Annotated in this window: 13 protein-coding genes; 8 read left to right on the top strand and 5 right to left on the bottom strand. The window is 54.1% G+C overall.

Features of this window, described 5'->3' with window-relative positions; genetic code table 11:
* Nucleotides 1–25: 25 nt before the first annotated feature.
* Complete coding sequence (locus PMI30_RS09430) at nucleotides 26–1150, top strand: agmatine deiminase family protein (protein WP_008011816.1); 1125 nt, start codon at nucleotides 26–28, stop codon at nucleotides 1148–1150.
* 44 nt (nucleotides 1151–1194) lie between these two features.
* On the opposite strand, the gene PMI30_RS09435 is transcribed toward PMI30_RS09430, so the two are convergent.
* The gene (locus PMI30_RS09435; protein ID WP_008011814.1) at nucleotides 1195–1674 is read right to left on the bottom strand and encodes a VOC family protein; all 480 of its coding nucleotides are present in this window, start codon (nucleotides 1672–1674) and stop codon (nucleotides 1195–1197) included.
* Between the two features lie 346 nt (nucleotides 1675–2020).
* On the opposite strand from PMI30_RS09435, the gene PMI30_RS09440 reads away from it, so the two are divergent.
* Nucleotides 2021–2347, top strand: coding sequence for a hypothetical protein (locus tag PMI30_RS09440; protein ID WP_008011812.1), 327 nt, complete (start codon nucleotides 2021–2023; stop codon nucleotides 2345–2347).
* A gap of 705 nt (nucleotides 2348–3052) precedes the next feature.
* Nucleotides 3053–3880, top strand: coding sequence for a hypothetical protein (locus tag PMI30_RS09445; RefSeq protein ID WP_238542008.1), 828 nt, complete (start codon nucleotides 3053–3055; stop codon nucleotides 3878–3880).
* Between the two features lie 187 nt (nucleotides 3881–4067).
* Here the strand turns inward: PMI30_RS09445 and PMI30_RS09450 are convergent, their stop codons facing one another.
* The 3 genes from PMI30_RS09450 to PMI30_RS09460 are packed head-to-tail and all read right to left on the bottom strand — an operon-like array spanning nucleotide 4068 to nucleotide 6063.
* A complete protein-coding gene (locus tag PMI30_RS09450; protein ID WP_008011810.1) occupies nucleotides 4068–4553 on the bottom strand; it encodes a MaoC family dehydratase in 486 nt (161 codons plus the stop codon).
* Nucleotides 4554–4574: 21 nt separating this feature from the next.
* Nucleotides 4575–5417: a 3-methyl-2-oxobutanoate hydroxymethyltransferase gene (gene panB, locus PMI30_RS09455; RefSeq protein ID WP_008011809.1), complete on the bottom strand. Its 843-nt coding sequence runs from the start codon at nucleotides 5415–5417 to the stop codon at nucleotides 4575–4577.
* Between the two features lie 28 nt (nucleotides 5418–5445).
* On the bottom strand, nucleotides 5446–6063 hold the full coding sequence (locus tag PMI30_RS09460) for a LysE family translocator (RefSeq protein WP_008011808.1): 618 nt from the start codon (nucleotides 6061–6063) through the stop codon (nucleotides 5446–5448).
* Between the two features lie 188 nt (nucleotides 6064–6251).
* Between PMI30_RS09460 and PMI30_RS09465 the strand changes: the two genes are divergently transcribed.
* Entirely contained in the window at nucleotides 6252–6704 is a 453-nt protein-coding gene (locus tag PMI30_RS09465) for an Lrp/AsnC family transcriptional regulator (protein ID WP_008011807.1), read from the top strand.
* 50 nt (nucleotides 6705–6754) lie between these two features.
* On the opposite strand, the gene PMI30_RS09470 is transcribed toward PMI30_RS09465, so the two are convergent.
* On the bottom strand, nucleotides 6755–6976 hold the full coding sequence (locus PMI30_RS09470) for a hypothetical protein (protein WP_008011806.1): 222 nt from the start codon (nucleotides 6974–6976) through the stop codon (nucleotides 6755–6757).
* A gap of 450 nt (nucleotides 6977–7426) precedes the next feature.
* On the opposite strand from PMI30_RS09470, the gene PMI30_RS09475 reads away from it, so the two are divergent.
* The 4 genes from PMI30_RS09475 to PMI30_RS09490 are packed head-to-tail and all read left to right on the top strand — an operon-like array spanning nucleotide 7427 to nucleotide 11901.
* Complete coding sequence (locus tag PMI30_RS09475) at nucleotides 7427–8140, top strand: GntR family transcriptional regulator (protein WP_008011805.1); 714 nt, start codon at nucleotides 7427–7429, stop codon at nucleotides 8138–8140.
* Nucleotides 8137–9048, top strand: a complete 912-nt coding sequence (locus PMI30_RS09480) for a dihydrodipicolinate synthase family protein (RefSeq protein WP_008011804.1) — start codon at nucleotides 8137–8139, stop codon at nucleotides 9046–9048. The genes PMI30_RS09475 and PMI30_RS09480 overlap by 4 nt, the downstream gene beginning before the upstream one ends.
* A complete protein-coding gene (locus tag PMI30_RS09485; protein ID WP_008011803.1) occupies nucleotides 9041–10558 on the top strand; it encodes an aldehyde dehydrogenase in 1518 nt (505 codons plus the stop codon). The genes PMI30_RS09480 and PMI30_RS09485 overlap by 8 nt, the downstream gene beginning before the upstream one ends.
* Nucleotides 10555–11901 carry an NAD(P)/FAD-dependent oxidoreductase gene (locus PMI30_RS09490; RefSeq protein ID WP_008011801.1) on the top strand — a complete coding sequence of 449 codons (1347 nt, stop codon included), beginning with the start codon at nucleotides 10555–10557 and terminating at the stop codon, nucleotides 11899–11901. Before PMI30_RS09485 ends, PMI30_RS09490 begins: the two co-directional genes overlap by 4 nt.
* The last annotated feature ends 22 nt before the right edge of the window (nucleotides 11902–11923 follow it).

The following is an 11923-nucleotide window of genomic DNA, read 5'->3' as shown; positions in this document are numbered from 1 at the left end:
TTCAGACAAACACTCAGGAATCATCATGTCGACTCGTCGAGAGTTCATCAAACACGTATCGGTAGTGGCCGGTTTGGGCGCTGCCGTGTCCATCGGACTTGGCCTGACGCCCTTGAACGCACGAGCGGCCACACAAGGTGTCTGGCGCATGCCGGATGAGGGCGACAAACACCGGCGAGCCTTCGTCGCATTTGGCGCGCAGGAGGCCATCTGGGAGGATTTCACCCCTGATGTGCAAGAGGCCATTGGCCTGATTGCTCGCACCATCGCCCACTATGAGCCGGTGACCGTGTTCTGTCGCAATAGCGAGCGGAGACTGGCCGAAGAACATTGCGGCACGACTAACATCACTTACGTCACCACCGAACTCGACGATGTCTGGATGCGTGATATCGGGGCCAATTTTGTCATCGATGGGGCAGGCGGGCTCGGCGCCGTGGATTTCAACTTCAACGGCTGGGGCAACAAGCAGCAGTACAGTAAGGATGCGCAGGTGGCCGCTTTGGTTGCCGACACCGTGGATGCCGATCACATCCGCAGCGAATTGGTGGGCGAGGGCGGTGGTATTGAAGTCGATGGTCATGGCACGGCGATCATGACCGAAAGCAGCTGGATCAATAGCAACCGCAATCCCGACTGGAGCAAGGCCGAGGTCGAGCAAGAGCTGAAAGCCCGCTTGGGCTTGCGCAAAATCATCTGGCTGCCGGGCATCAAAGGCAAGGACATCACCGACGCCCACGTCGACTTCTACGCCCGTTTCGTCAAGCCAGGCGTGGTGATCGCCAACCTCGACAGCGACCCTGAGTCCTACGACCGGAAAGTGACACTGGCCCATCTGGAGATTCTCAAACAGGCCACGGATGCCGACGGCCGCAAGCTGCAGGTGCATACCGTGTCGCCACCGCTCAATCCACGAAAGAGCAAGTTCAGCCGCAACAACCCGGACTTTGCCGCCGGTTACATCAACTACTTCGTCATCAATGGGGCGATCATTGCGCCCGAGTTTGGTGACAAGGCAGCAGATACCAGAGCCTTTGATCTGTTGTCTGAACTCTACCCGGACCGTGAGGTGGTGCAGCTCAACATCGACGCGATCGCCGCCGGTGGTGGCGGAATCCACTGTGTGACCAGTCACCAACCGCAGGCTTAGCCTGAACCAGCGCGTCGGCATGCCCTCGCATCCACGGACGCTGGTTAACCCTCCAGAGCCGCTTCGATCGCAGCGATGTCGATCTTGCCCATCCCCATCATGGCGTCGAACGCGCGCTTGGCCGCCGCTTGATCAGGATTGGCTATCGCGGCGGTCAGGACCCGTGGGGTGATCTGCCACGACAGCCCCCACTTGTCCTGGCACCAGCCGCATACATTTTCCTGGCCGCCGTTTCCGACAATCGCATTCCACAAGCGGTCGGTTTCGGCCTGGTCGTCGGTCGCAACCTGGAACGAGAAAGCCTCGTTGTGCTTGACCCCCGGCCCGCCGTTCAGCCCGAGACAAGGGATACCCATCACCGTGAACTCCACCGTCAAGACATCGCCTTGTTTACCCGCCGGATAGTCGCCAGGCGCGCGAAGAACAGCGCCCACGGCGCTGTCCGGGAACGTCTCGGCGTAGAACGTCGCAGCGTCCAGCGCGGTGCCGTCGTACCAGAGACAAATCGTGTTCTTGCTGATCATCTTGGTTCTCCAGAGTTGGGGGAGGTACGTGGATTTTAGCAGTGCAGGAGACCGCATATTCCTGACCTACGCTATAGGGCAGAACCGAGCGGCATATCTATGAGGTTGGGTTATGTCTGAGGACGGTTGTGGGCGCAGCAGGACAAGTATTTTCTTTCCGGTTTTCAGTATCGGGCAGGCAAAGCTGATTATTTATTGCTTATCCTTTTACTGGTTGTGGTCAGGCCAGTCCAACAGCAGGAGTTCGCAGAAGGTGTCTATAATTGGGTGTGATAGGAAAGGCTGCCTGGGATACCACTTCCTCAGGTAAATACGGTTGTGAGAAATGATGGTATGAGAATGTATCATGAGCGAAACAGATGAAATTGTCCGTGAATTTGCCTTGCAGAGAATTGCGTACATCTTCAATGTTCCCGTGGATTCTCTTAACAAAGAGGCGGTATTTGGGAGTGACTTGGAAGCTACCCACCCTCCCGGTCTATTTAATCCGAATGAATATGATAAGGTTGAAGGCGATATTCTCGATGTGTGTGATAGAGAAATATACAAAGCAATAAGCTCTGGCAATTTAACCATTCGCACTGTCGGCGACTATTGCGACCACATGATTAAATGCTACAAGAAAAATCCAAAGGATGTTATTGCAACATTGAAAATAACCCCGCTCAGTTAACAAAATATTGGGGGCGTAACGGAAGTCGCATATGCTCTGGATAATTCTACAGCTGATACTCTTGTGGTGTGTATTTATATCAATCGCAATGGCGTTTGCACCAGAGCGAGTGCTCAACTATGTAAGGCAAAGTCGTATCTGGATGTGGTCTATGAGAAATATGTTTAGCATTACAAACGAATCTCTTAGCAGTAAAACAGCTGCTCGGTGGGTGCGTATTCAAGGAGGAGTCGGTTTGGTTGCGGCACTGCTGGCGGAGTATGCTTGGCTTATTAATCCTGCCTCTAGTCCATAGACTGCCGTTCATCGGTGCCAATATCCGCCGTCCGCAAATGATAGTTCTGGGTCGATTTCTGCCTGTCACGAGGGGCTCTGCCCCGTCAGGCGACTCTCTTTCCCAACGTTCAAGGATCGGCTGCCCCAGAAAATTCTCCGTTAACTCAAAACGGTAAAGGTTGAGCTCTTGGGTGAGATGTGCCGGCCTCTGCTCAGCGCTCACTGGTGGTTGAGGCACTTTATTTAGGTGGTTTTCGACGTTTGTACTGAGTGACGTCTATTCTCGATATGCTCTTAACGGCGATTTGGGAGAGCATAGGATGACTAAAAACGAAAGTTTTACCGTGCCATGAGGTTCCGTAAAAAAATCAACCATAGACTTGATACGGACGCTATCCGCGCTCGCCATTGGAGGCAAATTTGATTACCGTGACCTATGAAAGTGCCGCACTTGCCATACCGGCCAAACCTGCTAAACCAGCTACACAAAACTCGCCAGGGGCTCCTGCGGTACCTGCAACGCCCGCTGTTCAGGGCTGGACAGGTTTTTCCCCTCAGGGACCTAATAAAGACACGAAAATGTCAGAGACGGAGCACACGCGAATCATAAATGAAGCGATTAACATTGTAAAAAGCAAGTCTTATACTAATGAAGAGTTGAGTGGGAATGCTTCAAAAGATAGCTTGCGTACATTCAAAGAAGCATGTGACGATCAAAATAACAATGTTCTGAGAGTTATCAAAGGAATACATCAGAGGCTTGATGCGCACATTCGGGCAAAACTGGTGAAAAATGGTGTTGATTACCACTTGAATGTTATGGGTTCAAGTGCAACCGGCGACTTTGTCAGTGAGGACGATATTTTTCATTGGAAAATCGTATCTATCAGTGCGAAAGTCGATAATACAGAAGAACTGTTACTCGTAGACAATAGGGTAGGGCTTTTTAAGCCGGAGTGGAGGAGAAACAGTATTTCCTTCGCAGATTACAATGCACAAATAAAAAGGGAAAAAGCGGCAGCGGAAAATGCCGAGAAACAAAAAAAATCTGATTTGATAATAAAAGTAATAAGTCAGAGGCTTCAGTGCGTGCCTGTAAAAAGTAAAGATTTTTCGTCTGATTTGTTAAGTGGTAGTCCAGTGAAATTTCGATTAACAACAAAAGACAAGTCGGAAATGACTTGTATTTATAATTTAGTTGAGAGCTCAGTTGAAGGAACGTTGGAAAATGGCCAAAAGAAAAAATGCTACCTATAGAAAGCTCAAATTTTAAGCATGGATGGTAAGCGTTCCGCAGTAGTTGCTTTGCTGGAGCCCTTATCACTGTTTTGATGCGGTCTATAAATGAACGACTGCTCTTGGCCGGTTACTGCCCGTGGCGAGAGACAGAAACTGGCCGCCCCCCCCCCCCGGTTTAGTAAGGGCAGCTCTCAACCCATGGTGATCATCCATCAGAACACGCCACCTCATTCGTGGGATCACCCTCGGCCAGCATCTGCCTCATGATTTCCCGCGCCCGCGGGCCAGGCAAAACGCCGCTGGTTTCTCCTTCCAGCACGGTAATGCCGTCCTCGTTGGTCATCGTGACAACCGCCGTCGCACGACCTTTTTCATCCATGTCCTTGATGAACCAATGGCAAGTGATGGTATCCCCTGGATAAACGGGGCGCTTGAAGTGGAACGTCATCGCTGAGGCCAGCCAGCCAATCTGGCCGCCGATTTCAGTCATCAGGCTGGCCGTCAGCAGGCCATGAGAAACCGGCGCTTTAAAGCGGCGGGCTTCGGCGAAACGCGCATCGAGATGCACCGGATTGTAGTCGCGGGAGATCTGCGCGAAGCGCTGGATATCTTCCTGCGTGAAGCAGCGGGAGAGGGTGAAGCTGTCACCGGTCTGAAGCCCTTCGGCTGCACGCTGTCTGAAGCTTTTCATTGAAGTCCCTTGTACTGTCGACTAGAAGGAATGCTCGGTCCCTGGAAAGTCGCCCGCTTGCACATCGACGGCGAAGTCGCGCGCGGCCCCGAGCAGCACGCCGCGCATGTCGGCGTATTGTTTGACAAACCTGGGCAGAGGCCCGGTACGCAGCCCCGCCATGTCCTGCCAAACCAATACTTGAGCGTCGCAACCATTGCCGGCGCCAATGCCGACGGTAGGAATCGAAACGGTGGCAGTGATGCGTGCAGCGACTTCGGCGGGCACCATTTCAATGAGCAGCGCGAAGGCACCGGCGGCCTCGAAGGCGCGGGCACTCTCGATCAGTCGCTGCGCGCCGTCACCTCGTCCCTGAACACGATAGCCACCCAATTGATGCTCGGCTTGCGGGGTAAAGCCGATGTGAGCCATTACCGGAATCCCCGAGCGGGTGAGTTTCTCGACTTGCGGCAGCATCTCAACGTCCCCCTCGATTTTCACCGCATGGGCGCCACCTTCCTTCATGAAGCGTACGGCTGTGTGGAAACATTGCTCGGCCGAAGCCTGGTAGGAGCCGAAGGGCAGGTCGGCAATCACCAAAGGTCTACGGGTTGATCGGGTGACGGCGCGTACCAGTGGAATAAGCTCGTCAACCGTGACGGGAAGCGTGGATTCATGACCGTAGACATTGTTGGATGCCGAGTCGCCCACCAGCAGAACAGGAATGCCGGCTTCTTCGAAGATCGTGGCCGTGTACATGTCGTAGGCCGTCAGCATCGCCCACTTTTGACCCCGCACTTTCATCTGTTGCAGATGAGGAATCCGGATGCGTGATCTCACATTCGACACTTCGTTGTTGCCGTAAGGCGAGAACGTGTCACTCATTATCTTTTCCTCCGAGATGAATAAACGCTCAGTGCAAGATCTGCTCGATCAGCAACAGCACCGCGATAATGATCATGATCGCCCCCGAGAGCCGACTGACTACTTGAGCGGCAACGGGACGTGCCTGCAACACGATTCGAGAGCCGAACCCCACCAGCAGATAAATCACGCCGCAACTGAACGCATGGAGCAGGCCTAGCGCGATAATCTGCATCGGCACTGGCCAGGAGGCTGTCGGGTCGGTGAATTGAGGCAGTAGCGCCAGGAACAGCAGGAAGACCTTGGGGTTGAGGCCGCTCACGCAAAGCCCTTTAAAGGTCCAGCGCGCCCAGGAGGCGGATTCCTGGACCTGTCCCGCGCGAGGAACCGAGGGATGCAGAAGCATATTGATGCCCAGCCATAGCAGATACCCGGCCCCACCGACGGTGAGCACCGAAAGCGCAATGGGATTGCTTGCTACAAGTCCACCGACACCGGCCGCCACGACTAATGTTGCGACTAAATGCCCGATCAACAGCCCGGCCACGGCGGGCATCACGACACGCCCAAACAAGCCCGCCGAGATCGCGTACGCCCAATCCGCCCCCGGTGTAATCACAAACAAAAACGACACAGCCCAGAATGCGGCGAGAACACTAAGGGTCATATTCGCCACCTTGCAGTTTCAAAGGGTACTTGCATGTTTCTAGCTCGCAGACATTGAGAGGCGTTCCGACTTGTTTCGAAAAGTACGGACGACTCGCTATAAAGTTCACGGAAAGAATAATTGAAACCGGCTAGAATATTTTCTCTATTATTCCAGTCTGGATATCGCGTTGAGGGAGATTCTTCTATATGGACAGGATTGATCTGAAAATTCTTGCCGAGCTTCAGGCGGACGGGCGCCTGTCGGTGACTGAGCTGGCAGAGCGGGTCGGTCTTAGCCTGTCCCCCTGCCATCGTCGAGTGCGTGCCCTGGAGGAATCAGGCGTGATCCTGGGTTATCGCGCGCAGCTCGCTCCCGCCGCGCTCGGCCTTAACTTTTCGGCAATGGTGTTTGCGACGTTGCGCGAGGGAGATCGCCGGGCGGTTGAAGCATTCGAGGTGGCGCTTCAGGCGATCCCCCAGATAGTGGAGGCGCAAAGGCTTTTTGGAGAGCCTGATTACCTTCTCCATGTCGTCACCCGAGATCTGCCAGCGTTCCAGCAGCTTTACGATGAGCGCCTTTCAACGTTGCCTAACGTTCAGCGCCTGACTTCCACCCTGGTGATGAAACGAGTCATTCAAGACCGTTCGCTTCCTCTGTGACTTGAGCAAGTGTCATCGTCGAGAGGCGATCCGAAGGCCTCGCCCCTTCGCTAATTACCGTCCGCCACCTTGCGTTCTATCTCCGCTATTTTTCGCCTGAGCTCTTCAGCCTCCAGCTCCTGGGTGTGAGTTTGATTCACACCTTCGGCGTCACTGTCGCTGTCCTCAAGCTCTCTTTCGACCACATCGTCGGGTTTGCCAGACGTATCGGTAGGCGGGACGTTCGAGGTCGTTTCTGATTTGTCGTCATTAACACGGTCATCATTGTTCATTTCGCTCACCTCCATTGGCCTACACATTGGATTCAGCGGTATGGAGGGAGTTCGGGTTTTTCAGCCTTTATGACGCGGCTCAATGCTTTCCGTTTTCAGTAACGCCTCTCCCTTGCCTCAATGGCATGTCGCAAACGCTCTCTCTCGTGTCGTCCACGGCCAACCGCGCCAAACACAGGTGCGCTTGGTAATAAGCTTTATTAGGGAATGATCTAGGCAATAGCATTCCAAAAGCGACCCAATTCTTTTCTGTAAGCGACTACGTCGTTTTTTGAATAAATAAATAACCATCTGAATCTAAAGGGGAAATACTAAAAGCCCGGTGAATTTTTCTTGTGTTTTCTATGTATACACAAGAAATACAATCTATTGACCACCCCAAAAACCCGTGCGAGTCTGGACTCATCAGTCAGGCGCAACTGACGGCAAAACCACCTCTGGAGGTCGTTCGTGAAAAACGGCAAAACTTGTCTCTACGAAGACTTGAAACGTCAAATTTTGACGATGGAACTCGATCCTGACGAAGCGCTGGATGAAGTCATTCTCAGCGAGCGTTATGGCCTGTCACGCACTCCCGTTCGAGAAGTTTTTCGACGCCTGGCCGGTGAAGGTTATATCGACATTCGCGAAAACCGCGGGGCTCGAGTTATTCCGATGAATCACTCGACACTGCGAAACTTCTTCCTGGTTGCGCCGATGATGTACGCAGCCATTGGTCGTCTGGCGGTACAAAACTTCAAGCCACGTCAACTGATCGATTTAAAAGACACGCAATACCGCTTCCGCCGTGCCACCACTTCAAGGGATGCGCTGGCGATGGTGGTCGAGAACAATCGCTTCCACGCGATTATGGGTGAGATGGCGGGTAACCAATACCTGCAACCCAGCCTGGAAAGACTGCTTATCGATCACGCCCGAATCGGTAATACCTTTTTCCGGCCTCAGAACGAGGATATGGAACAACGCCTTGATCTGTCCGCCTGCCACCACGATTCATTTATCGAGGCCATTGAGCGTCGCGATGAAGGTGCAGTGGTTGATCTTGTGTTTGAACATTGGGAATTGTCCCGAGAAAACATGGAAATCTTTATCGCGCCCCCAGGCATCAAGGCGGACGCGCTCGTTGATCTTCCACGTCATTCATCTTCGGAGAAATCGTCTTGAAATTTGAAGGTATTTATACGCCAGCAGTGACGCCTCATAAACCTGATGGGGAGATCGACTGGAGTGTGTACTCCGAAGTTTTGGAGTCGCTGATTGAAGCGAAGGTACACGGCATTATTATCGGCGGCTCGACCGGCGAATATTATGCGCAGACTTCAGAAGAGCGTACTGAGCTTGCCGCGTATGCCAAGGATGTCATCGGTACGCGGGTTCAACTGATCGTCAGTACCGGGGCCATTCGCACCGAAGATGCCGTTCAGTACGCCAAGGATGCCAAAGCGATCAAGGCGGACGCCATTCTCGTCACCAGCCCACCTTACGCGCTGCCGACCTCGCGGGAAAACGCGATCCACGCCCTGACCATCGATCGCGCCGCCAACCTGCCGATCATGCTTTACAACTACCCGGGTCGCATGTGCGTTTCGATGGATGAGGAATACCTCACCCGAGTGAGCGAATCGAAAAACGTCATTGCCATCAAGGAAAGTTCCGGCGACATGGGGCGTGTGCATCTGCTCGCTCGCGAGTTTCCGAATATCGCACTGTCATGCGGTTGGGACGACCAAGCGCTCGAGTTTTTTGCCTGGGGCGCCAGGAGTTGGGTCTGTGCAGGGTCCAACTTCCTGCCAAAGGAACACGTAGCGCTTTATGAAGCTTGCGTGATCGAAAAGAACTTCGATAAAGGCCGTCAAATCATGTCGGCGATGATGCCGCTGATGAATGCGTTGGACGGTGGCAAGTTCGTGCAGTCGATCAAATACGGTTGCGAGGTTGCCGGGCTGAAAGTAGGGGATGTGCGGTTACCGCTTCAGCCTCTGGATCCTGAAGAAAAGCAAAGCCTTGAATCCGTCATCGCCGAACTGAAACGCAACGTAGCAAGCATTACTTCGGGAGCCAGCCATGGGTGATCTTCTGAGCAAGGCCGAATATGCCGCTATTGCCAAAGACATTTCGTTGCCGTCTAACGCCTTCATTAATGGCGCGTTCAAGCCCGCGATCTCTGGCAAAACGTTCGCCACGAACAATCCGGCGACGGGTGAGTTTTTGACTAACGTCGCTGCCTGTTCGTCTGAGGATGTCGACTTTGCGGTGGCTAATGCCAAAGAAGCTTTTGAGGATGGGCGATGGAGATCGATTGCTCCCAGGGAGCGCAAAGCTGTTCTGCTGAAGTTCGCGAATTTGCTAGAAAGCCATCAACATGAACTGGCAGTTCTTGAGAGCCTCGACAGCGGCAAGCCTGTTAGTGAATGTCAGTTGGTTGATGTGCCGGACACCATTCACACACTGCGCTGGCACGCGGAACTGATCGACAAGATTTATGACAACACCGCTCCGGTGGGCAGCGACGCGCTGACCATGGTTGTCCGTGAGCCGATTGGCGTGGTGGGCTGCGTATTGCCCTGGAACTTCCCCCTGCTGATGCTGGCCTGGAAAATCGGCCCGGCGCTCGCCGCAGGATGTTCGGTTATCGTCAAACCCGCCGAGCAGACCACGCTGACAACATTACGAGTCGCGGAGTTGGCGTTCGAAGCCGGCGTGCCCGCCGGTGTACTCAACATTGTTACCGGTACCGGCAAAGAGGTCGGCGAGCCGATTGGCTTGCACAATGACGTCGACATGGTGAGCTTCACTGGCTCTACCGCGACCGGCCGCCGTTTCCTGCATTACGCAGCCGATTCAAACCTGAAACGCATCGTGCTCGAGTGCGGTGGGAAAAACCCTGCTGTGGTGATGGACGACGCGCAAGACCTGGATCTCGTGGCCGAGCACGTCGTCAACGGCGCGTTCTGGAACATGGGCGAAAACTGCTCCGCGACCTCGCGCCTGATCGTCCACGAGTCGGTCAAAGATGAACTGCTGCAGCGCATGGGCGCCTACATCCGCGAATGGAAAATGGGCGACCCGCTGGATCCGCAAAATCGCGTGGGGTCGCTGGTCAGCCCAGAACATTTCGAAAAAGTGAAGTCGTACCTTGAGCATGCCACCGCCGCAAAGCTTGAAGTTGTGTACGGCGGCGCAACGAAAGACGGTGCCTTCGTAGAGCCGACTGTCATTGACGGTGTCGATCGAGACAGTCGGCTGTTCCAGGAAGAGATCTTCGGCCCGATTCTTTCGGTCACCACCTTCAACACGATCTCTGAAGCAATTGCCCTGGCCAATGACACGGTATACGGCCTGGCCGCCTCTGTTTATACCGGCAGCCTGCGACGGGCAATCAAGTTGTCGCGGGAAATTCGCGCTGGCATCGTCACCGTCAACTGCTTTGGCGAAGGTGATGCGTCGACGCCATTCGGCGGCTACAAAGAGTCGGGTTTCGGCGGTCGGGACAAATCCATTTTTGCTCACGATCAGTACACCGAAATCAAAACCATCTGGATCGATGTGTCTGATCGGTCGGTTGATGAGACCGAAAAATGAGCATCCATACCATCAAGCGCCTTCCGGTCGACACCGGGGTTTCAGGTTGGGAGGCGATTTCCATACGCACGGCTCCTGTCCGCATGCTTGATGGGAACGTGACGGCGGACTGGCTGATTATCGGTGCAGGCTTTGCCGGTCTCTCCGCCGCTCGCAGGCTATCCCAGCTGCACCCAGGCGACAGCATTGCGATCGTTGATGCCCATGAAGTTGCGAAGGGGCCGGCAGGCAGAAACTCTGGCTTCATGATCGACGTGCCGCACAGTCTTTCATCGGGGGAATATTCGGTTGCCGGTGAGTCTGCAACGTCACTAGAGATTGCCCAGAACCGCTTTGCTATCGCTTTTGCAGCTGAAGCCGCCCGCGAATACGGCATGTCTACCGAGACCTTTGATCCCTCGGGAAAGATAAACGCGGCTGCGACAGAGCGTGGAATGAAGCTCAATGCCAGTTTTGCCCAGTCGCTTCAAAGCATTGGCGAACAGTACGAGCTGCTGGACGCCGCGCAGATGCAAGAGATCACCGGTTCCAGCTATTACCACAGTGGGCTGTATACGCCCGGCGCGGTGATGATTCAGCCGGCTCAATACATTAGAGATCTCGCATTCGGGCTGGATAAGAACGTCAGCCTTTATGAACGGTCGCCGATTATCGAGTTATCCAGAACGGGAAATAGCTGGAAGGCGAAGTCTCATCGTGGCGCTGTGAATGCGCCCAAGGTGATTCTCGCGGTCAACGGCCATATCGAAGACTTCGGCCATTTTCAGGGTCGCCTGCTGCACGTGTTTACCTATGCGTCGATGACGGCTGCTTATAGTCATGACGAGTTTGAAAGACCGGTGACAGGCAACGCTCGATGGGCTTTGTTGCCCGCGGATCCGATGGGTGCGACCGTTCGTAAAATTACTTCAAACGGTCTCTCGCGGATCGTCATTCGGACCAAGTTCACCTATGACCCCAGTATTCAAGTGACGCTGAGGCGGGTTGCTGCTGTCGCCGAAGAACAACGGCGTTCTCTGGATGCGCGCTTTCCCGAGTTGAAATCGACGCCGTTCGAATTCAGCTGGGCCGGGCGCCTCTGCTTGAGTCGTAACAGCGCCCCGGCGTTTGGAGAGATAGAAGAAAACCTGTATTCGGCTTGCTGCGAAAATGGGTTGGGAACCGTCAAGAGCACCTTGGCGGGCGTGATGGCCGCTGAGTTAGCCACCGGCACTCATTCGAGAGTTTTAGAAAGTTTCAGTCAAGCGCCTGGGCCAAACACGCTTCCACCCAGGATATTAACGAAACTGGGTGTCAACTCGGTTATTCGTTGGCAGGCACTGAGAGCAGGGCGAGAAGGCTGAATAGCTTCAAACAACGGCTTTT

The sequence above is a fragment of the Pseudomonas sp. GM50 genome (assembly GCF_000282375.1).
In the GTDB taxonomy this organism is placed as follows: Bacteria; Pseudomonadota; Gammaproteobacteria; order Pseudomonadales; family Pseudomonadaceae; genus Aquipseudomonas.
The sequence above is the reverse complement of the archived record's forward strand: the minus strand, read 5'-3'. Positions and strand labels throughout refer to the sequence as shown.

Bases quoted from the DNA above. Each gene is read 5' to 3' on its own strand.
- PMI30_RS09470 (WP_008011806.1), bottom strand. From the start codon at position 6,976: ATGAACAATGATGACCGTGTTAATGACGACAAATCAGAAACGACCTCG.
- PMI30_RS09485 (WP_008011803.1), top strand. From the start codon at position 9,041: ATGGGTGATCTTCTGAGCAAGGCCGAATATGCCGCTATTGCCAAAGAC.
- PMI30_RS09440 (WP_008011812.1), top strand. From the start codon at position 2,021: ATGAGCGAAACAGATGAAATTGTCCGTGAATTTGCCTTGCAGAGAATT.
- PMI30_RS09460 (WP_008011808.1), bottom strand. From the start codon at position 6,063: ATGACCCTTAGTGTTCTCGCCGCATTCTGGGCTGTGTCGTTTTTGTTT.
- panB (WP_008011809.1), bottom strand. From the start codon at position 5,417: ATGAGTGACACGTTCTCGCCTTACGGCAACAACGAAGTGTCGAATGTG.
- PMI30_RS09490 (WP_008011801.1), top strand. From the start codon at position 10,555: ATGAGCATCCATACCATCAAGCGCCTTCCGGTCGACACCGGGGTTTCA.
- PMI30_RS09430 (WP_008011816.1), top strand. From the start codon at position 26: ATGTCGACTCGTCGAGAGTTCATCAAACACGTATCGGTAGTGGCCGGT.
- PMI30_RS09450 (WP_008011810.1), bottom strand. From the start codon at position 4,553: ATGAAAAGCTTCAGACAGCGTGCAGCCGAAGGGCTTCAGACCGGTGAC.
- PMI30_RS09435 (WP_008011814.1), bottom strand. From the start codon at position 1,674: ATGATCAGCAAGAACACGATTTGTCTCTGGTACGACGGCACCGCGCTG.
- PMI30_RS09465 (WP_008011807.1), top strand. From the start codon at position 6,252: ATGGACAGGATTGATCTGAAAATTCTTGCCGAGCTTCAGGCGGACGGG.